The 25,259-nt window shown below is 42.0% G+C and carries 11 protein-coding genes; 9 read left to right on the top strand and 2 right to left on the bottom strand.

What is annotated here, in order from left to right; genetic code table 11:
• The 9 genes from LMH66_RS17055 to LMH66_RS17015 all read left to right on the top strand — a co-directional run bounded on the left by LMH66_RS17055 (position 1) and on the right by LMH66_RS17015 (position 22,815).
• Positions 1-798, top strand: a complete 798-nt coding sequence (locus LMH66_RS17055) for a TatD family hydrolase (protein ID WP_229371534.1) — start codon at positions 1-3, stop codon at positions 796-798.
• A complete protein-coding gene (locus LMH66_RS17050) occupies positions 798-2,732 on the top strand; it encodes a sensor domain-containing diguanylate cyclase (protein ID WP_229371529.1) in 1,935 nt (644 codons plus the stop codon). The genes LMH66_RS17055 and LMH66_RS17050 overlap by 1 nt, the downstream gene beginning before the upstream one ends.
• Positions 2,733-2,758: 26 nt before the next feature.
• Positions 2,759-3,769 (top strand): porphobilinogen synthase, encoded by a 1,011-nt coding sequence (hemB, locus tag LMH66_RS17045; protein WP_102526383.1) that lies wholly within the window; start codon positions 2,759-2,761, stop codon positions 3,767-3,769.
• 208 nt (positions 3,770-3,977) lie between these two features.
• Positions 3,978-16,505: an adhesin gene (locus tag LMH66_RS17040; RefSeq protein WP_229371524.1), complete on the top strand. Its 12,528-nt coding sequence runs from the start codon at positions 3,978-3,980 to the stop codon at positions 16,503-16,505.
• 93 nt (positions 16,506-16,598) lie between these two features.
• The gene (locus LMH66_RS17035) at positions 16,599-18,830 is read left to right on the top strand and encodes a type I secretion system permease/ATPase (protein WP_229371518.1); all 2,232 of its coding nucleotides are present in this window, start codon (positions 16,599-16,601) and stop codon (positions 18,828-18,830) included.
• Positions 18,827-20,140: an HlyD family type I secretion periplasmic adaptor subunit gene (locus tag LMH66_RS17030; protein WP_102529361.1), complete on the top strand. Its 1,314-nt coding sequence runs from the start codon at positions 18,827-18,829 to the stop codon at positions 20,138-20,140. Before LMH66_RS17035 ends, LMH66_RS17030 begins: the two co-directional genes overlap by 4 nt.
• 18 nt (positions 20,141-20,158) lie before the next feature.
• Complete coding sequence (locus tag LMH66_RS17025; protein ID WP_229371514.1) at positions 20,159-21,454, top strand: TolC family outer membrane protein; 1,296 nt, start codon at positions 20,159-20,161, stop codon at positions 21,452-21,454.
• A 1-nt stretch (position 21,455) separates the two neighbouring features.
• Positions 21,456-22,076 carry an OmpA family protein gene (locus LMH66_RS17020; RefSeq protein ID WP_229371510.1) on the top strand — a complete coding sequence of 207 codons (621 nt, stop codon included), beginning with the start codon at positions 21,456-21,458 and terminating at the stop codon, positions 22,074-22,076.
• Between the two features lie 187 nt (positions 22,077-22,263).
• Positions 22,264-22,815, top strand: coding sequence for a thioredoxin family protein (locus LMH66_RS17015; RefSeq protein ID WP_229371505.1), 552 nt, complete (start codon positions 22,264-22,266; stop codon positions 22,813-22,815).
• A gap of 115 nt (positions 22,816-22,930) precedes the next feature.
• On the opposite strand, the gene LMH66_RS17010 is transcribed toward LMH66_RS17015, so the two are convergent.
• Both LMH66_RS17010 and rhlB read right to left on the bottom strand, forming a co-directional pair.
• Positions 22,931-23,866 (bottom strand): exopolyphosphatase, encoded by a 936-nt coding sequence (locus LMH66_RS17010; protein ID WP_229371501.1) that lies wholly within the window; start codon positions 23,864-23,866, stop codon positions 22,931-22,933.
• The gene (gene rhlB / locus LMH66_RS17005) at positions 23,867-25,165 is read right to left on the bottom strand and encodes an ATP-dependent RNA helicase RhlB (protein WP_102529366.1); all 1,299 of its coding nucleotides are present in this window, start codon (positions 25,163-25,165) and stop codon (positions 23,867-23,869) included.
• Between the last annotated feature and the right edge of the window lie 94 nt (positions 25,166-25,259).

Raw genomic sequence — 25,259 nt, 5'->3', positions numbered from 1 at the left:
ATGCCTCAACATATCGATATTGCTGTTAATCTACTGAGTAGTCGGTTAGCAGCAGATATAGACAACATCATACACAAAGCGGTGGAACATCATGTTTCACCGTTAATCGTTATCGGCAGTGATATTGCCGAGAGCGATGAGTCCGCCAAGCTCTGTCAGCAATATCCCCTTAAACTTTATAGCACCGCAGGTGTTCATCCTCATCAAGCCAGAAGCTGGGATGAAAATAGCCTAGATAAACTGACTCAAATAGCCAATAGCAAACATGTCGTCGCCATTGGCGAATGTGGTTTAGATTACAACCGTGATTTTTCTCCTCGAAAAGATCAACGTCAGGCTTTTGAAGCACAACTTGCGTTAGCAGCTACATTGAATATGCCTGTTTTGATGCATTGTCGTGATGCTCATGATGATTTTATCGCGATTTTAAAGCGTTATCGCCATAAACTCCCAAGCGCTGTATTACACTGTTTTACGGGCACAGAGACCGAACTTAAAGAGTGTATCGCCCTTGATTTATATATTGGCATCACTGGCTGGGTTTGCGATGAAAGACGCGGTGCAGAACTTGCGAGTATCGTTCATCTTATCCCGAACAATCGGTTCGTGGTTGAAACTGATAGCCCTTATTTGCTGCCAAGAAGCATGCGCCCAAAACCTAAGTCGAGCAAAAATCTGCCACAATACTTGCCTTATATTGTTGAGTCTATTGCGACACTTCGCAACCAACCTTATGAAGAGTTTGCAGCCCATTGTTATGCTAATAGTATTCGTTTGTTTAATTTAGGCGAGCGGTAATGCTAAAGCATAATATGGATTGGTTACGTCGCTCAATGGCATTGTTATTATCAAGTTTTTTCATCATCTTAAGCACAGGTGTCAACGCTTATGATGCGACCAGTTATACTGACAACACAGAACATCATAATATCCCACTACGTTTAACCGCTTCTTCAATCACTAAAATCGACTTAAAGCCGTGGCTGTACATCCATAATTCGAATGATGTCACTGAAATTGCCAGCCTCAAACTCCAGAACAATAATCAGAGTCAATGGCGTAAATTAACCAGTAATGACTTACGCAAAATTGGCGCTAAAAATACCTGGTTAAGCTTCAGTCTTTATAATCCAAATGATCAGCTATCACGCATTATTGCTCTAGATAACCCATTAATGGATAGCATTAAGCTATTCCATTTAGTCAATAATGAATTACTCAATATTGAACATATGGGAGACACCCTCCCCTTCGATCAGCGTCCATTGCAGAGTAATTTATTTTTATATCCTTTTGATATAAAACCAGGAGAACTGCATACGTTTTATTTCAAAATTGATAATCGTGGCAGCCTCAATTTTCCTTTAGTATTATGGAGTAAAAACGATTTTAGCCATGCCATTGAAACCCAAAGTTTAGCGAATGGTTTTCAAATTGGGATTTTGATTGCTATTGGGGTTTTTAGCCTATTTATTGCCTTAGCCTCTGGGTCGTTCAGTTACAGTTACTATAGTGGCTACGTGATTTGTTTAACCGTTATTGTGGCTAGTATTCATGGTATTGCATTTCAGTATTTATGGCCTAACTGGCCCTCTTTACAACAGTTAGCTGTTCCCGTCTTAATCCCGCTGGCACTGGCTTTTGCATTAATGTTTACTGAAAAGGTCATGCAACTTAAATATCACAGCAAGCGAATGTTATTACTTGGCCGTTACTTAGCGGTATATTGTATTTTATTAAGCTTAATTGTCTCTTTTATCGACTTTAAATTTTCCCTTTATCTACTGAGTTTTTCAGTCATTTTCATCAGCTTTATACTGATTGTTTTTTCACTTATCCAAGTCTTCAAAAGAACCAAAAATGCCCGGTTATATGCAATAGGTCGTATTGGTCTATTTGTCGGTTCCTTGTTCACTGGGCTGATGTATTTAGGTTATCTCAACTGGGCAGTATTCCCGCAAACACCAGTGATGATAGGACTAACATTTGAAGTTGTGATAATGGCAGCTGTACTGGCTATGCGTTATAACGATGAGCGTAAAGCCAAATTACAAATGCAGCAAAAAGCACTTGAGCAAGCGATACGTTTACAACAAAACCGAGATGAAGCATTAAGGGCAGAAGCCGAGGCAAATGAGCGTCTTGAACAAATGGTTGCCGAAAGAACCTTAGAACTTGAAGTGACCTTACGTGAACTCAATGAAGCGAACCAAAAGCTGACTCAGCAAAACACTATCGATAGCCTTACTGGGGTGAAAAATCGCAGCGAATTTGATCGTCGTTTAACCGCTGAGGGTCGTATTAGCCGACGTCAACAAACCTCGTTGGCGCTGTTAATGCTTGATATCGATAAATTTAAAGCCATTAATGACGAACACGGACACCTTGCGGGTGACCACTCGATAAAAGTGATTGCGACAACAATTTCAGATTATTTAAAGCGTCCAACCGATCTGGTGTCACGTTTTGGCGGTGAAGAGTTTGCTATTATATTACCAAATACTGATAGTGAAGGAGCGATGACGCTAGCAGAACACGTTCGCGTAGCAATATCTGAATTATCAATTGATTGGGAAGGAAGCCCTATTCCCCTTTTTGTGAGTATCGGAGTCAGTGCTGCAGTTGTTGAAACTGAAGAACATCCGACTTTGTTACTTGAACAAGCAGATAAAGCGCTTTATCAAGCTAAGCGCGGTGGGCGAAATCAAGTTTGCCAATTTTCGCCAGAATAAGATGAGATTAATATCAGGAGTCAAATGTGAATATTATTACTAGTGCGTTTCCACAGCGCAGAATGCGCCGTATGCGTAAACATGATTTCAGCCGTCGTTTAATGTCAGAAAATAAATTATCGGTGAATGATCTTATCTACCCAATGTTTATTCTTGAGGGAAACAATCGCACTGAACAAGTCGCATCAATGCCTGGTGTCGAACGTTACTCGATTGATTTATTACTTAAAGAAGCCGCAGAGTTGGTCGAACTAGGTATTCCGCTAATTGCATTATTCCCAGTGACTCCTGCTGAGAAAAAATCGTTAATGGCAGAAGAAGCCTATAACTCAGATGGCCTAGTTCAACGCGCAGTGCGTGAGCTAAAACAAGCCTTCCCTGAACTCGGTGTGATGACAGATGTTGCACTAGACCCGTTCACGACACATGGCCAAGATGGCATCATTGATGATACTGGTTACATTCTTAATGACATCACGACTGAAATTCTAGTCAAACAAGCATTATCTCATGCTGAAGCTGGCGCAGATATCGTTGCCCCTTCAGATATGATGGATGGCCGCATTGGCGCTATTCGTGAAGCACTGGAAGCTGCAGGTCATGTGAATACTCAAATCATGGCGTATTCTGCTAAGTACTCTTCTAGCTACTACGGCCCTTTCCGTGATGCGGTCGGCTCTGCTGGCAACCTTAAAGGTGGCAATAAACACAGCTACCAAATGGATCCTGGTAATAGTGACGAAGCACTTCATGAAGTCGCCTTAGATATTCAAGAAGGTGCTGACATGGTTATGGTTAAGCCTGGCATGCCGTATTTAGATATTGTTCGCCGAGTTAAAACTGAACTTGCCGTACCGACATTCGCTTATCAAGTGAGTGGTGAATATGCCATGCATATGGCAGCGATTCAAAATGGCTGGTTAGCTGAAAAAGCCATTGTGATGGAGTCGTTACTTTGCTTTAAGCGTGCTGGGGCGGATGGTATTTTAACTTACTTCGCCAAATCAGCAGCACAATGGCTCAAAGAAGATAAGTAAAGCCTAACGTTAACCGCTTTATATTTTAGATTGTTTACAAAAAGAGGCCAATAGGCCTCTTTTTTTATATCATTTTGAATCTAGACAATTAAATCATTCAACTAGTCTTTAAAAATTAATTAACAGGGTTTATGCTTAAATTTGCGCTTAATTTCATCAATAACGTATAGGTTAATGATGACAATGGATTGAAAGTTAAGGAATGCAAATGATTGTGGATAGCATTGACGTATTGTATTACGTAAAAATTGGCTCGAGCGTATTCGCAATTGCGAACGATGGTCAATGGCACGCTATTAGTTCTGAACAAGTCATTAATACTCTTCCATTATATGATATCAACGCAGAAGATATCCTCATTAACGACCAAAGCGCACCCTATATCGTCGTTGATCAGCAAGTTGTCACTATTCCAAATACTTTATTGATTAATTCTTCCCAAAATCCATCAACACCCTCTTCTACACAGCCAAATAGCCCTGATAGCCAAGCACCTGATAACGCATATAATCAGACGCCATCTTCAGAGACACAAGGGTTAAACTATTTCTACAATGTCATTCAGACTCAATACAATGCTTTAATCGCACAATCTGGTTATAACTCTCAAGGTGATAACCTTTCAAAGGACACTAATAACATTAGTTCGCTAATCGGCGAGCAGGATTCTTTTGTAACACTCACTCTATCCGTCAATATTGATGATGCCAATGATGGTTATTTAAATAGATTCGAAGTCCCTTCTGTTAGTATTTCTGGTCAAGCATTAGATGCTATTAATGGCCAGATATTGAGCTTGAAGCTGACAGATGTTCATGGCCAGCAACTTTATATAGAAGTCACTGTAATCAACGAAAGTTGGCGTCTAGACAATGTTGATATATCCAACCTTGCAGAAGGACTTCTCAATGCAGAGATAAGTGCTCCCACTTATCAAGGAATAGCTGAACCCGCTTTTGACAACTCAGTTAAAGACACCCTTGCTAGTATCAGTATCGAAATTGAAGATCTTGATAATGTTATCAATGCTGCTGAAATATCGTCTGTCATCATTAAAGGGACGGTGGCTAATGTTGAAGATGGCCAAACGATAATGGTGACCTTATCGGATGCAAATGGCTCAAACCATCAAGTCAACACCACGGTAGCAAATGGTATCTGGACTCTTCCTCCTCAAGACTTATCAGACTTTGATCAAGGCTCCCTGATTGCAACTGCTGAAGTTATCGATATCGCAGGTAATCCTGTTGCTTCTTCGACGACAGATCCCATTGATATTCTGGCTGCTGTCGATATTCGCGTGGACACAGGTAATGATGAGTTTATTAATCGTTTCGAGATGAAGAATCTTGATTTTTCAGGCTCAGTTTTTGACGTAGAAAATGGTCAAGCCGTCACTATCACCATTACTGATGTTGACGGTCAGACTCTCACCTACACAACCCAAGTCGTGGATGGTATATGGCGAATTGAAAATGCAGATATTGAAGCACTAGTCGATGGGGAATTACGTTTTGATGTCAGTACTCAAGATATTGCAGGTAATCCGGCTTCTTCTTCTACAACGGTAATTAAAGATACTGTTGCCAATGTCACTATCAATGTCCTTGATAGCGACCAGATTTTAAATCAGCAAGATATTGATGACCTTAACACCATTTTTGGGGTTGCTAACAATATCGAAGATGGTCAAGTCATTTTCATCACTGTTACCGATAGTTTAGGCCAAGTTTTTACCCTTTCATCTGAGGTGAGTAATGGTCTTTGGACTGCATCAGGACTAGATGCTTCTGATTTAGCTGACGGTATATTACACCTTTATGCCGTAGCAATTGATGCAGAAGGCAACCCTGCTTTCGCCACAAATACTATTATTAAAGATACTCAAGCAAGCATTACAGTCGAAATAAATGATGACGATGGAGTACTTAATGCCGCAGAAATGGCGCAAGTATCAATACAAGGTACTGTTGCTAATGTTGAGGATGGTCAAACCGTTACTGTAACGATGACAGATAATCAAGGAAACTCCCTCAGTGTAACCACAGTAGTTATCAACGGAACTTGGAACTTACCTCCACAAGATTTATCAAACTTTGATGATGGCTCCTTAATTGTTACTGCTGAAGTGAACGATATTGCAGGCAACCTTGCTTCAAATTCGACTCAAATACTTGTTGATACTAGCGCTGAGATCACAGTCGAAATTGTAGATAATGACGGTGTCATTAACGCGACGGAATTAAGCCAAGTCATCATCCAAGGACGCGTAAGTAATATCGAGGACGGTCAGCTCGTTACAGTCACGCTAGCTGACGACTTCAATAACTCATTAACATTAACAACAACCATCATAAATGGAGTGTGGAGTTTAGCCGCTCAAGATTTATCAGCGTTCGATGACGGTTCACTCATAGTGACAGCTATCGCATACGACTATGCTGGTAACCAAGCACAAGGATCGACCTCAATCCCCATTGATACTACAGCTGCAATTGATATCACTATTGTTGATAACGATGGTGTTATCAATGCTGTTGAAATGACCCAAGTGGTGATTCAAGGCACCGTCACAAACGTTGAAGATGGTCAAACTGTTACGGTAAACCTCACTGATAACCAAGGCCATTCACTGACAGTAACCGCTATCGTTAATGGTGGTGTTTGGATTCTCCCAGCACAAGATTTATCAAACTTTGATGATGGCTCACTAGTGGTCACAGCAGAGGTCAGCGATATAGCAGGCAACCCTGCTACTGCTAACGCTCAAATGCCTGTTGATATATTGGCTGATATTACTATTGATGTGGACACGGGTAGAGACTCTGTCATTAACCGCTTTGAAATGCTGCGCCTTGATTTCTCAGGTCAAGTTGATGATGTTGAAGACGGTCAAACCATTACTATTACTCTAACCGATAACCTCAATAACCAACTCACCTTCAATACCACTGTCGTCGCAGGTGTTTGGCAAATTAATGATGCTGATGTTTCATCACTCGTCGATGGCAATATTAGCTTTACAGCGAATACTGTCGATATTGCTGGCAACCCCACTTCTGTCACTGCCATTGTCAGCAAAGATTCTCAAGCATCTGTGACCATTGAAGCGGAAGATGATGACAATACGCTTAATGCAGTTGAAGTCCCCAGCACAACTTTGCGCGGTGAAGCACTTAATATTGAAGATGGTCAAAATGTACTAATTTGGGTGACAGATTCAAGTGGTACTAGATTAATATTTAATACCAGTGTTGTTGATGGTCAGTGGCAACTTGATAACCTTGATTTGTCATCATTACTTGATGGTGAACTCACGCTACGTGCATTAGCTGTCGATGTAGAAGGTAATCCGAGCATTGGCAATAACACAGTAGCTAAAGATACAGCTGCCGATATCACTGTGGAAATTGTGGATAACGACGGCGTTATCAATGCCACTGAAATGAGCCAAGTGGTCATTCAAGGCAGCGTCACAAACATAGAAGATGGTCAAACAGTTACAGTGAGTTTAACTGATAACCAAGGCCATTCGCTGACTGTAACCGCTATCGTTACTGGTGGAGTTTGGACACTCCCAGCACAAGATTTATCAAGCTTTGATGATGGTTCTTTAGAAGTCACAGCAGAGGTTAGCGATGTCGCAGGTAACCCTACATCAGCCACCACACAAATTCCTGTGGATATTCTAGCTGATATCACAGTCGAGATTATTGACAATGATGATGTACTCAATGCTCAAGAAATATCCCAAGTGGTTATTCAAGGCACGGTTACCAATGTCGAAGACGGTCAAACGGTTACGGTGAACCTCACCGATAACCAAGGCCACTCTCTAACTCTAACCGCTATCGTCACTGGTGGTGTTTGGATTCTCCCTGCACAAGATTTATCAAGCTTTGATGATGGCTCATTATCTGTCACTGCAGAGGTTAACGATGTCGCAGGTAACCTTGCATCAGCATCCGCACAAATGCCTGTGGATACTACCGCAACCATCACTGTCGAAATTGTCGATAGTAATAGTCTCATTAACCAAACTGAGCTTAGTACAGTCATTGTCAGCGGCACTGTGACTAATATTGAAGCAGGGCAGCAAGTAAAAATCACATTAACCGACGCCAACAATGTATCAACTACCGTAACGACCACGGTCAATGCTAACGGTACTTATACTATTACTGCTCAAGACCTTGCTGCTTTAGGGTTTGTTGATGGCACGCTTACGGCAACCGCCACAGCAATAGATATTGCAGGCAATAGTGCAACAGCATCTGATCAAGTGCTAATTGATACTCAAGTGACTATCGATATTGATACTGGAGTCGATGGTTTTGATGTCGGTTTATTCACCTACGGAAGAGAATCGTCCCTTACGGGAACCACCACAGGAGTAGAGCAAGGCCAAACTGTCACGCTTACATTAACCGACGGTATCACGACCAAGACATTTACCACGACGGTCAACGCAGATGGCAGCTGGCTATTTGATGACACTTTAAATGTTGATGGTTTAAATCAGCGAATGAGTTGGCAAATGGAAGTCAGCGTTAGTGATTTAGCCGGTAATACTGCTGTGGATGATATGCCTAATTTGGATATACCCAATGATGGCTATCTCTACGAGTTGGCATTAAACATTAACAATCAAACTGGTGCAGAATTTAGTTTTGATATTCCCGATGCGGTACTTTCTTTATCAGCGGATCAATCCTTTTTGTTACGAAGCCAATCAAATGGTCAAGACTTAAGTATTGTCATTGCGCCAGATGGTTTATCGTTCCAAGTCTTTAGAGATGGCGATAACGAACTTGTGCTTGAGGCTGCGTTAACGGGTACAGATCTGCAAGTCACTATTTTTCAACCACTTGATAATCCTGCAATTGGTAAACTATCCACATTTATTCGACTTGAAGGAGTCCAAACCGATACCGATGGCACAACGGAAGAAATCATTACCTATGCCATTTTACACGTCAAAGACACACCAGAATTGGCCATCGATGATCATTTTACTGTTATTGAGGATACGTCAATTACAGGCTCTATCACAGGTAACGACTATACAATTGAAGGGCCACTGATTGTTGAAAGCATCAACTTTAACGGCACTGATTATGCTGTTGCAATAGGAGCCCCTGCCGTTATTGATACAGGCAAAGGTGAGTTAACCGTATTGTATAACGGCTTTTGGCGGTTTGTAGCGAGTGATAACCTCGACAATACGATAGAACAATCAATTAGCTTTGATTATACAGTGACAGATTTTGACGGCAGTATTGCTACTGCTACAAGTACAATCACTATCAATGATGGTGCCATTGGAATAATGGCAGATGCCACATTTACGACTTCAGAAACTGTAATTACTTCGCCTAATTCTGATGCTCAAATATTTACCATCACCGCAGGTTCCGATGCGATTATCGCCAGTTCAGTGGTTTTTAGTGCTTTATCTTTAGTCCCATTAACAGCGCTAGGGCTAACCTCTAACGGAGATGCCATCAGTTATGCATTGAGCGGTGACGCTAAATCAATTATTGCCACAGCGAATGGGGTGACAGTATTTAGTCTGTCGCTATCGGCCATTAATAGTGGTGACGATGTTAATGTCACCGCAACAATGAATATTGAAAGGCCACTCGATCATAGCTGGTCAGATTCACTCGAGCTGGCCACATTGATCGATGCTGTCGATATTGATGGCAGTCATATTGACTTAGGCAATCTTAATTGGGTCATTAATGACGGCAGTAATGCCCTTATTGACAATATCAGTACCTTAACCTTTGATGAAGCTAATCTTATTGGGACACCTCTGGTTCAAACAGGTCAGTTTGATATACAGGTTGGCGCAGATGCGATAAACACTCTAGGGTTTGATGCTAATGAGCTGCCGGCTCTCACTGCAGGTGGCGAGCAAATCATGTTCGACATTTCAGTAGATGGTTTAACCTTAACGGCCTATGTAGTGGATATTGGCCAACCTATCTTTACCATTGAAATAGACAATAACTGGAACTTAGAAGCCGATACACTATCGCATAATTACACGACTACTTTATATCAACCGTTCGACCAAGTTGGCACCGATGAGGTCAATATTGGCCTGTTTATCACTGACTTTGACGGTGATACCACTCAAGCCAACATGATGTTAATCGTCCAAGATGACGACCCGGGTGACATCACAGGCATCAGCTTAGAAATAAGTGAGCTTCCTAGCATCACCCCAGGGATCAATAACCGAGTCAAAGGCTTAATTGACATAACGACTAAAGGCGACCCAATCGTCGATATTAAGTTTGATCTCTATGATTTTGATCCTGTATTAGATTCCGATGGCCAATTAGTCACTCAGAATGGTTCGACAGTATATTGGGTCATTTCTGATAATGGCGCCACAGCCGAGGGGCAACTGTCCGACGGCACCTTAGTCTTTAGAATGGCACTACCAGCCGATATTCATATTGATGCAGAAAGTACCGCTCAAATTGATTTTTCAATGCAAATGTTTGGCCCTATTGATAATCAAACTGGCGCAGGAACCGAAAACACCATTAATGTCGATATCCTCGCGACAGATACTGATAGCACAGATATTAATGCCGTCATTTCAATCAATATCTATGACGGTATAACCCCCAATTTACCTGCTTCATTGAGCATAGCAATCAATGAAGGGGAGCTGGTAGATAATATTAGTGTGTCAAGCAGCGCCATACTCAATATCGATGGTGGCAGTGACGATATCAGTAATATTGAACTCGCTGCAGGCTTTAGCTTTGGCAGCTATACCAGTGATGGGCAAGCCATTGTATTAAGTAATTTTGCCGATGGAAGTGGCTGGTACAACGCCATTCGAACTGGTGATAATAGCGATGTCTTTAGAATTCGATTTAATGGGAATGGCAAAGTCGAGTTTGAACAATTTGCCGCCGTTGATCACCCAGATGGTAATGGCGAAAACAACCTAACAATGAGTTTCGAAGTTGTAGCTACCGACGCTGATGGCGATCAGTCCAATAATCAAACCATTAATATTAATATTCAAGATGATGTGCCCATCCAAAACGACTCATCACTCACCTTCACTGAAGAAAATAATACCGAATACAGCGTCAATTTATTTAACCAAAAACAACAAGGTGCAGATGGCGCTCAGGTCAGCAAATTTATCTATGATGGCACAGAGTATTCAGCTGGGGACTCCGTTGAACTGTTCACTGACACTGGCGTTAAATATGGCACGCTTGTCATCACAGCTGATGGTAAAGCCACTGTTACCAGTGTGGTTTTTGAATATGCTGAGCTATTTTATAGCGAAGATGTGCAGGTTTATGTCACCGATACAGATGGTGATACTGTCATTAATAACCTCACGATTACGGCTAATGATAAAGCTGGTTCAATCAAGGTGCTCAACCCTAACTTCACTGAAGATACACCAGGCCTATTAGCCATAGTCGCGTTACCGGGCGATATTGATGAAGGTGAAATTATCCAAAGCATCATTATCAATAAAGCCTCCCTTGCAGGCGGCACACTCACCTTAGACGGTCAGCCCGTGAGCCTAGATGCTGATGGGAATTATATTTTACAAGGCAATGACCTATTTATCAGTAATTTAGGCATTGCGATTCCAAGTGGCGATTTAGTGTTTCACCCTCCAGAAGATGCATCAGATGCCACCTTAGCGATTTCTGCGCAAATCACGGTCAACATTAATAATAAACCGTCAATCACCACCGAAGTGCCTTTCTCTATTGCCTCTGTAGCAGACACGCCAGAATGGGAAAGTAACAGCCAGTTCAGCTATGACGTCAACGAAGACGCTGGCGCCATTGATATTAGTATTAACGCGACCACAAAAGATATTGTAGGGACAGATCCGCAAGGCTCAGAAGTCATTATTTATGCCATAACCAATATTGCTGCTGGCATTACCATTACCAGTACCAACAGTGACGGTGTTGAGTTTTCTATTGCCAACGGACAAGAGATAAGCGCCGATGAACTCGCCTTATTGCAAGTCACTGTCGATGACAATTTGGCTGGTGAATTTAGTTTTGATGTCACTGCACTATCAACCGAGCCTGACAATGGCTCAACCGCGCCAAGCAGCACTGAAACCGTGGTTATTAAAGTAACGCCTGTTACAGATACGCCAACACTTGTTACAAGAGACATCACTAGCCAAGAAGATGTCCCCATTGCATTAAACTTGATGCTTTCTGGTTCACTTACGGATAATTCAGGCTCAGAAAATCTACACTTTGAATTAACCTTACCTACAGGCTGGGCGATTGATGCGCCAAGTGCAGTTGATTTGGGCAATGGGGTTTGGACCGTCTCTTTTGAGGATGTATTCTCTGCGCCACCAGCTGAGGCGACTCTCATCCCACTGGCAGATGCCAGCTCTGCCAATTTAGGGGACTTTGATATCTCAGTGCGAAGCTATGCTACTGAATCATCCCAAGATGGCATCGATCCCGTTGATAATCCACTAAACCCTAATCCCAACTATAGTCAGCCGCAAAATGTCACCATTTCACTGACAGGTGTAGCTAATGACGCACCGACAATTAATTCAGATCCCAATGTATGGGAAATCACTGACTCAGGCGATATTAATTCAGAAGTACCTTTTAACGAAGATAGCGATATTCCTTTATCGTTTACAGTTATCAGCTCAGACGATGATGGTTCCGAGAGCTTAAGCTTACGGTTAGTAGGCTTACCTGATGGCGCCAGTTTTATCGATTCAAATGGCCAAACAGTTAATTTATCAGTGGTCGATTTTGACAATGGACTGCCCGTGTATAGTGTGACAGCAACTGAGCTATCGACATTATCAATCCGGCCTCCTGAAGATTTTAGTGGCCAAATAAACTTGACGCTATTTGTTGAAAGTACCGAGTTGGACGGAGACATAGCTGAGTATGAGTTAAACCTCAATATAGATATTGCCCCTGTCATTGATGAAACGTCCGACTCTTTAAAAACCACCAGCTTGGGTAAAGAAGATCAACCCATAGTGCTTAATTTAATGCCGGCTCTGTTAGCTGATATGGACGGCAGTGAAACCATCACTGGTATGACAATCTTCCCATCCAGTGAAGGGATGATTTATCTATTTGACGGTGCAGAGATAACGGTCAGTAGCTTCGGATTATTATTGTCAGAACTGACCGATGAGTTTAGCCCAACACTGACCGAGTTATTAAATTCAGGTCGCTTAGCCGTATTACCACCACAAGATGCCGATGGACCATTCACATTAGATGTCAGTTATCAAATCACCGATACATCGGAAACTGGCGCGACGACAGTACAAGAAATAAGTAGCCAACTCTCAGTCGAAGTTGATGCGGTGGTTGAGGTCATAACCCGCTTACAAATTAATAATACCGTCCTTTACAGCTCAGATGGTCAGCCAATAACGCTTACCGATGACATTGTCTTTTTTGACGGTGATATAGACGGCTCTGAAGTCATCGATTACATCGTCATAACGATGCCAAGTGCTGATGGATGGTTTGTTACCCATCCCAATGGCGCCATCAATGATGGTGACGGCCGTTGGATTATCCCCAGCAATAATATGACCAACGACACGACTCAAGAACAAGCATTATCGATTTTAGAGGGTATGACAATATCAAGCGAACATGCCACTGTTTTGCAAGGTATTATCGTTGAAGCAAGAGTGTTAGACAGAGATGATCCTGAAATCATTACTGCAAATATCTTCGTTACTTTCGATCAACCAACTTCAACATCTACTGCCTCTACGGTAACTGCACTGCAAGCCACCGATGTCGATGCGACAGAAGACAGCACCATCAATTTTGCGGGTCATCTCAACTTATCCATCACCAGTGATAATAATGATGTCATAAGCTTTAGAGTGCTAGCCAGCGACTTACCTCAGGGCGGTTATTTTACCGGTAGTGACGTTATCGCCCTCTATGACAGTAGTGGCGAAAACATCATCGAATATGTCTTTACTACAGCATCGTTAAGTAACTTAGCATTACATAATATTTCTGAGGATTTTTCCGGTGATTTGACTATTCCTATTCGCATCATTGCCACAGACTCATTAAGTGGTGATACCAAAGTAGATGATTCTCAGAATCTGGAAATTAATATTACCCCAGTGGCTGATGGTGTCACTCTGGAGTCATTAATTGATACCATGGATGAAGATGACCCTAAGGCCTTAGGGTTATTTTTAGCCTTCGCTGACACAGATGCCACCGCTAACACTGGTGGTGAAGAAAAAATCATTTTGGACGACCCTGCACAGCTATTTACCATTACCCTGCTCGATGGCGGCCAGCTCATTGATAACACTGGTTTGTTCCAGCTAAAATCTGGCACTGATGATACTTGGGAATTTACAGGTAACACCAATGTAGCATTAAACAATGCCCTAGCTTTATTGCAATTTTCACCACCAGAACACCTAAGTGGTGACTTTAGACTACTGATTTCAGGCACTGTCAGTGACACTGCAGATATTGATGGTGCTAATGTTATCGACAACGCAAACTTCAGCGATACTATAACGATTCAAGTCACCCCTGTTACTGATGCTGCAGAGGTGCCAGCAGATCTGATTATCATTAACGGTACTGAAGATACCAATATTGCCTTAACTGGTATCAATAGTTCTATTATCGGTCTGATTGATACCGACGGCTCCGAAGTGCAATACATCACCATCCAAGGAGTCCCAGAAGGCGCCACTGTTTATTACCAAGATGCAGGCGGTAATTTACAGCTTTTACCTAACAATGGTGCAGATGGAGGTCAGTTTAATGGCTCTCCTACAAGCTACTGGACCATTACCCCAGACCAACTCGATAGCATTGTCATCAAGCCACCACAAAATTTTAATGGCGATATACCATTGTCACTTTCAATCATCACTCAAGAGTTAGGTACTGATGACTTCGTCACAACCTCTATGGACTTTTTAGTGGGTGTCAGTCCAGTCGCAGATGGTGTCCAAATAATCTCAGCTCCAGATGACTACAGCGCCATAGAAGGCGATGTTATTAAAGTCGAACTAGGGGCTGAGCTAATTGACCTTGAAGGGCATGAGTCCATTAGAGTCGAAGTGACGATTACTTCAGCAGAAGCGACTGCCCTCATCGATTTAGCAGGTATTGAAATTGATGGTCAATTTGCTGCATTGATTTCTGACGGGAATGGCGGATTTACAGCATCGCTGCTGGTCAATGAAACCAGTTTAGATGAAATAAAAATCTTACCTGGTGAACTTGCATTCGGTACCTTACAAGTTGAGTTGGCACTTTCCAGTATTGATACTGCTGAAGTACTAGGCTCAAATGAAACAGATCAAAGCGCTGCACAAATAGTCAATTTCGAGATTGAAATAACCCCAGAAGTCGACCCACCGATTTGGACACAATTTGGCGATATTAATGCTTTAACTACCAACGATATCCCACTCAACCTTGGGCTTGAATTACAAAATCCAGCCCCAGGAGAGACTGCAAGCCTCACTATTTTAGGCGTGCCTGACGGGGCAACGTTATCAGCTGGGACCCAACAAGGTAATCAATGGATAGTCCCAATTGAGAGTGTTGCTGACCTAATGATAAGCGGTGTAACGGCAGGTACCACTTTTGAATTAAGCCTAGACCCAACAGCAACACTTGATGGCGAATCTGCAGAAGGCGCTCTAGAAACCATCACAATTACCGTTGATGTTAACGCAGTAATGAACATTCCAGCTGCCATGGCCAACTTTGCTTTCAATGATGCTAATACCGATGTAAATCCTAATAACCTTGAACCCATGACACAAAGCTCAGCCGTTTATGGTTTACAACTTGAAGATTTCCAACAGCAAGTCATGGAAGAAATGTATCAAAGGATGCAATTTGAATACATGAGGCAATATGACACGCCTTACCGTTATGTGTCGCCAATGGACCCTATTGACTCAATTTTGCCAATCAATCCTGTCATTAATGATGCAAGTACTAATACAAGTGCCAATACAGGTACTCATGCAAATACTAATGTAATTTCTAATGAAAATGCTTATGCGCAAGATTTCAGTACCCCTGCATCGCAGCAAAGCCTGTCCGCAAATGTCGAAGCTGCACCTAAAGAGATTCAGCCTTTTAGTATTGATTTTAATCCCAACACAAAACCTGAGTATGGCTATCAAGATCCTGTTGGCAGTGAGCTTATTGATAGTGAGCTTATTAGAATTGAGTTAAGCCCAAATAATCCTGTCGACGACATTACCCCGATTGAATTTACACTCAATCAAATCATGCCAATATCAGCACAACCAACAAGCTTAACTGCTACGAATGACATCATCTCAGTAGCCCAAAATTCAGCGTTATCCCTGATTAGTGTTGATACTCATTGGGGGGATAAACTTATTGAACAACCAGGATTTGGTTACATACAACCTATTCCTGATAGTTCACCGACTAGAGTTTCACAAACAGATGCATCACACACAGATTTATCTCACACCAATAGTGCCTTTAATACTGAACTTAGCAATCAACCTAATGATGAAATCAATTCGCTAAATTCACTTACATCGGCCATTAAAGATTCCTTATCAAAACAAGAAACGTTAACCACCAGTTTTGAAAGTGAAAGTTATTTAAATCAATCAGCACTAGATGAAATCAATCAACTAACTCAACAGCAAACGCTGCTGAACCAAAGTTAAATATTTAAGTAACAATAGTGATAAAAACAATATAAACAGAGACATAAAAGCTAGATAAACAATAACAAAGATGCAAAGGATGAGCCGTCTATAATGTCAGCAAATGAAAGCGCTAAACAACAAGCTAATCATCAAGCCTTAAACAGTTTACTGACACTGATTAAGGCTCATTTTGGCCTGCCTATCTCCTCAGAAAGTCTTTCTAAAATCTTATCCGCCCATCCTATTAATAGCGGCGAAGAACAACGGGCTCTTCAGCTAAGTGATTTACTCAAACAAATTAATGTTGATAGCGCGCCCCAAGCATTAAGTTTTAATCATTTAGCTTTGCCCGCAATCATATTTGATCAACACAACCAGGCCTACTTTGCATCAGAAAAACAGCAAGGCGCATTAATGCTTGTTGATATGCAAGGTCAACACACTCAAATAAATGAAAAACAGTTCGCAGCGCAATTTAAGTCCAATTCAGCCCATTGCTGGTACATCAAGCCCATAGAGCAACTTGATGAGCGCGGTACTGAACACCATAAAGACACTAAAAGGCATTGGCTTTTAGCGGCATTTGATGAAGTAAAACCCTTTTATGGCAGCTTTTTAATCGGCTCGTTAGCGATTAACTTGCTGGCATTAGTCACCCCGCTATTTACCATGAATGTTTATGACCGCGTCGTACCCAACCAAGCTATCGATACTCTATGGGTACTCGCCAGTGGCGCGTCAATTGCCATTGTATTTGACTGGCTATTACGCCAAGCCAGAACACGTTTAGCAGACGTTGCTGGTAAACAAGTTGATATAAAACTGTCATCAACCTTATTTGAAAAAGTCATCGGCATGCGATTAGAAAACCGTCCAGCTTCTTCAGGTGCTTTTGCTAAGCAACTGCAAGAATTTGACAGCATTCGTGATTTCATCACCTCTGTCACTCTCGTCACTGCGGTAGATTTACCCTTCACCTTATTATTTCTGGTGTTAATTGCTTGGCTTGGTGGTGTCATGGTGTTTGTGCCGCTGACCTGCATGGTCGTGCTCATTTTGCTAAGTGTTTTCATGCAAAAGCGCTTATCAGTAACCATCGAAGAATCATCAAAGCTATCAACTCAGCGCCAAGCTCATCTTGTTGAAAGCTTAAATATGCTGGCAGAAATAAAACAAAATAACGGTCAAGCAAAAGCCTCGAGAGTCTGGAATGAAACCGTCAGCAGTCTAGCTGACTGGCAAAATGAATCTCGTATTAGCTCTAATACCCTTAGTCATAGCGTGATGAATTGCCAACAGTTAGTGTCAATTGGCTTAATCATCACTGGGGTATATCAGATCCACCAAGGCAACTTAAGTATGGGGGGCTTAATCGCCATCGTAATGTTAAGCGGCAGAGCTTCCAGCGCCATTAATCAAATCGCCATGTTGTTACTTAAATATCAGCAAACTCGATCTGCGATTACCTCCGTTGAATCTATTTTAGAGTTACCGCAAGAGAACCAACAGCAATCATTAAATGTGGCGCAATTCCCTTTCAATGGCAGCCTTAATCTTCGTGGTGCAAGCTTTAGTTACCCTGAACAACCCCTGTCAGCATTTAACGATGTATCTCTTGATATTAAAGCGGGTGAAAAGGTCGGATTTTATGGTCCTGCTGGTGCAGGAAAATCAACGCTCATGGCGCTGATAGCAGGCCAATATCAACTCAGTGAAGGTCAACTGTTTTATAACCAATTGGAAGCTCAACAATGGTCAGTCGGCAGGCTCCGTGACCATATTGGTTATATGAGCCAACAACCTAACTTAGTCTATGGCACAGTGCTTGATAATTTGCTTTACGGTATCGGCCAAGTGGATGAAACCTTGCTAGCACAAACCATGATGAGTACAGGCATTGATAAGCTCATGGATCGACTTGGAAGCGGCCTTAATAGCCAAGTAGGTGAATTTGGTCGTCAGCTATCAGGTGGCCAACGTCAAGCTATAGCCCTTTGCCGTACCCTACTTCGCCAGCCGACTTTATTGATCCTTGATGAACCCACAAGCGCCATGGATGAACGCAGTGAAACCCAAATTATTAGCAGTTTAAAAATGAATACTCAAAACTGCACTATGCTCATTTCGTCACACAATCCAAAAGTGCTTAGCCTTTGCGACCGTATTATTGTGATGGATAAAGGTGCCATTATTGGCGAGAAATCTGCTGCCGAGTTACTTGAACCTAATAAACGTCGTATCAAAGCGGTTAACGTTCGCAACACCAGCAACTCAAAGGCTCACACTTCAAATACAAGTGCTTCAAAAACGAATACCTCAAAGATAAGTGAGGTGAAATCATGAGTGCAAACTTACATATAAAACACCTTGAAGGAGCTAAACGAGCCAACCGAGTCATATTACTCACATTTGGCTTACTCTGTTTCACACTCATTTGGGCAGCTTTTGCGACATTAGAAGAAGTTGTCGTCGGTGAAGGCAAAGTGGTTCCCGCCTCTGCAGTGCAACAAATTGAGAGTTTAGACGGTGGCAGTTTAAAAGAGATCCTTGTTAAAGAAGGCGACACCGTCATCGCAGGACAAACCCTATTAGTTATCGATGAACTGAGATTTGCTTCAGCATTTCATGAAGCCAGATTAAATAGTGTGGCGCTTAAAAACCAACTAACTCGACTCGAAGCCTTACTCGATAGTGTCCTTATTGATGACACCCAAGCATTATGGTTTTCACAAGTACAAATTACCCCACAACAGTTTGATATTGCCGACAGCTCAGCTAACAGACGATCACAGGCAATATATAACTCGCAGCTATCGCAATTAATTTCACAGCTAGATCAAACCGCCCAAATAGTTGAGCAAAAACGCCAAGCAAAAGAAGAAGTGAACATTAATATCAATGCTCAGCGCAGTGGGCTTACGATGGCAAAACAAGAAATTCGCATGACCCGTGAGGCTGTTGGTGAAGGCGCTGTAGCAGAGTTAGAGTTATTAAAACTTGAGCGTGATGCAGTAAGACTGCAAGGAGAATTATCAGCATCACAAGCCAGTGAAAGGCAACTTAAAGCCGCCATCAGTCAAGCAGTGGCAGAGCGCCGAAATGTCGCACTCGATTTTGTTAACCGCACCACTGATGAGCGCAATAAAACCAGTAATGAATTATCTGCATTAACCGAAAATATGAAAGCCCTAGCCGACAGGCTGGAACGTACCCAAATTACCAGTCCCGTTTCGGGCAGCGTGTCTAATATTGTCGTGCGATCAGCAGGGCAAGTGGTAGAACCAGGCCAAGTACTCATGGAAGTAGTCCCTCAAGATGACCAACTCATTATCGAAAGTCATATCGCGCCAAAGGACATTGCTTTTGTTCATAAAGGCTTAAAGGCAATGGTGAAATTTACGGCTTATGACTTTGTGATATACGGTGGTATTAAAGGTGAGGTCATATACGTCAGCCCTGATGCACAACAACTTGAAGATGGCACAACTTACTATGAAGCCCATATTCAAACTGATGAAAACCAACTGAACGGCTGGCCAATTATTTCAGGCATGCAAGCCTCAACCGATATTTTAACTGGCAATAAAACCGTCTTAAATTACTGGCTAAAACCGCTATTGCGGGCCAGAGCAAATGCGCTACGAGAACCGTAAGGTAAAGGTAAGGATACTATGCAAAAACTGTTATTCATTTCTGCTTTAGTAATATCAACACAGGCACAAGCACTGACGTTGGAACAATCAGTAGCAGAAGCGATAAATCACCATCCAAGGTTGCAGCAAAAGTATGCCAGCTTTGAAGCCGCAGTTCGTTATAAAAAAGCCGCTGTGGGTGATTATCTTCCTCAAGTTAAACTCTACGGTGGTGTCGGTTACGAAGAAGTTCGATATAACAGCGGCCAACGAGTTGATACTGATCTAAATCGCACCGAACTCGGCGTTAAAGTATCGCAATTATTGTTTGATGGGTTTAGAACAACCTCTGAAATTGACCGCCTTGAATTTGAACAAGAAGCCGAGCGATTTGGCTTGATTTCAGAAGCTGAAAACTTGTCACTAGAAGTCGCCACCGTTTACTTAAACCTAGTCGAAGCAAACCGTATTGTCGGCCTCGCTGAGCGCAATATTGAAGAACATAAAGATATCCTTAAGGATATCATCTTACGTCAAAATAAAGGCTTAAGCAGTGAATCTGATGTCGCTCAAGTTAAAGCGCGTGTGGCAACCAGTCAATCGGGTTATCTCGCAGCACGCAATCAGCAAATGGATTTACAAGCTAAGTATTATGATCTTGTCGGGCAACTTCCGGTAGATTTATATAATGCTAAACCTGACTTTAATTATGTGCCTACCTCATTAAAATTAGCGCTTGAACAAGCAGTTAAGAATCACCCTGAAATCGATGCTGCAATCAATGACACTCAAGCAGCCTCATCTCAATATGAGCGCGAAAAAAGTGATTACTGGCCTAAGCTATCAATCGAGCTACAAGCCAACAAAAATGACAATATTGGCGGAATTGAAGGCCCTGATGAAGACGCCAGAGCCATGTTAATGCTGAGCTATGATTTGTATAACGGCGGCTCAACCAATGACAGAGCAGAAGCCGCAGCTTGGCAAGTTCAGCAAGCTAAATCCATTCGTCAGCAAACCGAAAAGCAAGTGATAGAAGGCACTCGCCTAGCTTGGAATTCATACGAATTTGTCGGTCAGCAACGTAAATTCTATCAAGTAAATGTCGATCAGGCTGTGCAGGCAGAACAAGGCTATCAACGCCAGTTTGGACTTGGCAGACGTTCATTGCTTGATGTCCTCGATGCCAAAGTCGAAGTGTATCTTGCGCGCAAAAACTATCTTAGTGCTTATTACAATTATCACATTGCGGCCTATCGCTTAATTAACGCGACAGGGCAACTGATCGAATCATTTAGGGTCGACACCCCTAACCAATGGCAAGAGGAGAAGTAACATGAAATCAATTAACTTACTGCCACTTTGCCTACTTGCCCTAACACTCAGCGCTTGTATAGAAACACCGCACCCAGCCCTTGTTGAACAGCAAAGTCGTGATTTATACGATTTGGATACAGATGGTGTGATTTCCGCACGCGATCTATGCCTAAGTACTCCAGATGGTTCAGTTATCAATAATGATGGCTGTGAAAGCTCAACCACAGTAGAAAAACAAGCCAGTAGAGTGGTGATGTTTGAGTTTGATAAGCACACGTTAACCACTTACGAATCAGAACGATTGGCAAAAATGGTCAATGCTGTTAAACATTATCAAGATGCAAGAATATACTTAATCGGTGACACCAGCCCAGAAGGCAGTGATGCCTATAACCATGAACTCGCTAAAAAACGCGCCGCTGAAATCACGCGAATAATCGTAGCCCAAGGCATTAATGAGCAACAAATTACCTCGCAAGTATATTTTGAATCTAACATGATCCCAAATGCCATCAGAGGTCGCGAGCATCGCTTAGTTGCAGTTGCTAAATGGCAGGAGTCAGGTATTGAAAAAGCTTGGCATATTTTTTCAACAGAAAAAGTAGCTAAACCTAAGCCAAGTAAAGCTACTGGCATATAATATAAATAAAAAATATTATTAAAAATGCTGCCATGCTGGGTCTTTTTTTGATTACAGGGCAAGTTCAAAGTTATGTTTGAATTATTGCCCTTATCAGTGATCTAGCTAACACGCCGAACATATTCGACTTCACTAACTTACGCCGAAATGATTGAATTATTGTATTCTTCATTCATGAGGCCTTATCATGCATAAAAGCGTTAAAACATTACTAGCCACAACGGCTCTATTTTTCAGTAGTCATTTGATTACAGGTACAGCAGTAGCAAACAGCGGCTGTGCATTTGATGAAGAGCAATCAGGCTTCATGGCGACATGCAGCGAGGAGAAACAAGAAGTGATTATCACTGGCATTGTTGAAATTTCAGCACTTGAAAAAGATTTACCAGGTTACGCAGCAGAGTACGAAAACTACCAAACTAATGCAGATGCAATTTCAGCATTAAAAGCAATCGACACTCCAACTAATGTTGTCGTTATTATCGGTACTTGGTGCCCAGATTGTCACCGTGAAACACCACGTTTCATGAAGCTAATTGAAGAAGTTGCTAACCCAAATATCACCGTCACTTACATAGGTGTAGATCGCAGCAAATTAGATCCAGAAGGCTTAGCTGCTAACTATGAGTTCAGCCGTATACCAACCTTCATCGTAGAGCAAGACGATAAAGAAATTGGCCGCATCATTGAAAGACCTGAAGTGACTTTAGAGCAAGATTTACTGAACATCATTAAGTAATCAGTATTTAAGCATCTGATTAATTGATAATCAAAAAGGGACGCTAACGTAAGTTAGCGTCCCTTTTTTGTATTCTTTTACTGCTGTTTCTGGGTAATGAAAACGATGAAATAGCTTATTCAGTTTGCTCAACTCGTTCAGCTAACATGGTCAATACGCCTTCTCGCAGCGCACCGCCAGAAAGGTTAAGCGACTCGATATCCAGCAGTTCAAACAAGGCGATTAAAATAGCAATACCTGATGCAAACGTTGGTGCTTTCTCTTCAGATAACCCCTGAATATGATGCAGTGACTCATTTTTTTGCGCTAAAACCTCATCACGAAAACGGTATAACACCTTTAAGGTAATGATTTCTGATAATTCACGATGATTAAGCACAGATACAACCGACTGTACTGCGCCTGAAGCACCTACGACGCCTTGCCAACCTAATTCCCTCAATAACTCGCTATGCGGTTCAAGCGCCTTTGATACGGCTAATTTGGCTTGTTCGAAATGATGAAGTTGATAAGGGACTTGATTGAAAAACTGCTGATTAAAGCGAACACAGCCAAAGTCTAAACTGGTTTTAAATAGCACCTGATTGCCATTACCGATAATAAACTCAGTGCTAGCACCACCAATATCAATCACCAAACGTTGACCATCACCTTCAGTGGTGGCTGCCATACCTTGATAAATGAGTTCAGCTTCACGCAGGCCGCTAATCACTTCAATAGGATGACCTAAAATCGGTAACGAGCGTTGATGGAATTCTTGGGCATTTGAGATAACACGAAGGGTTGCTGTTGCAAAAACAGCAACATGTTGCTGAGCGACTTGATGCTTTTCAAGCATCTCAGCAAACATGGATAAGCAATCCAAACCACGTTGTAATACTGCTTCAGCTAAGCGATTATCCTCGCCAATACCTTCTGCCAAACGCACTTTCTGCTTATATTTAGCAATAATTGTTGGCTGGCCATCCAATGTTTGGGCAACCAACATATTAAAGCTATTTGAGCCAAGCGTTATCGCGGCGTAACAAGGTAATGTAGCTGAACCAGTCATTTACGAGTGTCTGCGATTCCTTTGAGGTGGACGACCACCACTGCGATGTGCACCATTACGATTGCCACCGTCACGACCACGCGTCGTAGGATGCTTACGATGAATACGCACAGGAGGCGGTAAATCATCAAGTAATGCTTCACGATCGTAATTCGTCACAGGAATTGAATGTGATATATACGTTTCAATTGCAGGCAGGTTCAGTGCATATTCTTCACATGCAAAACTCACCGAAACGCCTTTTTGACCCGCACGACCTGTACGGCCAATACGGTGAACATAATCTTCACAATCATCTGGTAAATCATAGTTATACACATGAGATACATCAGAAATATGTAGACCACGAGCAGCTACATCCGTTGCCACTAATAAATCAAGTGCACCTGAAGTAAATTGCTCAAGAATACGGATACGTTTCTTTTGCGGCACATCACCAGTCAGTAAACCAACGCGATGTCCATCACCTTCTAACCATGACCAAACTTTTTCACAGCTGTGCTTGGTATTAGAGAAAATGATCGCTTTTTCAGGCCAATCTTCTTCTAGCAAGGTTAATAACAGACGCATTTTGTCATCTGTTGAAGGGTAGAAAATTTCTTCTTTAATGTTCTTAGATGTTTTTTGCTCAGGGGCAATTTCAACTTTCTCAGGATCATTCATATGATCATAAGCCAGTTCTTGCACCTTCATTGATAATGTTGCTGAATACAACATGTTCAAGCGAGACTTGGCATCAGGCATACGTCTAAACAAGAAACGAATGTCCTTAATAAAGCCTAAATCGAACATACGATCAGCTTCATCAAGTACAACCGCTTGAATTGAATTCAAACTGATCACACCTTGACGAACATAATCGATAATACGGCCAGTGGTACCAATAAGAATATCAACACCAGCATCAAGTACTTGACGTTGAACATCGTAACTTTCGCCACCGTAGACAATACCAACCTTTAAGCCAGTATGTTTTTCTAATAATTTGGCATCTTTTGCAATCTGAATCGCTAATTCGCGAGTCGGCGCCATAATAATTGAACGTGGCTGATTAATTTGTCGCCCTTCTGGTATGGCAACCGATAAAAGATGGTTAAATGTGGCAACCAAAAAAGCCATTGTTTTGCCAGTACCTGTTTGTGCCTGACCTGCAATATCTTTTTGTTGCAATAAAATGGGAAGAGATAACGCCTGAATTGGCGTACAAAATTCAAAGCCATTTTCGTTTAAAGCCTGAATTACCTCTGGTTTCAAAGGGAAGTCAGCAAACTTTTGGGTAGATAAATGTGTTTCGCTCATAGCTCAAGCATACTCGTTAGTGTTGCAAAAAAAGACTTAATCGTTTGAAATAGCCCACACGTTTACTTGAAAACTATTTAACCGCCCCAATATA

Source organism: Shewanella sp. 10N.7 (assembly GCF_020806285.1).
In the GTDB taxonomy this organism is placed as follows: Bacteria; Pseudomonadota; Gammaproteobacteria; order Enterobacterales; family Shewanellaceae; genus Shewanella; species Shewanella electrodiphila.
This window is presented reverse-complemented; position numbering and strand designations above follow the sequence as displayed.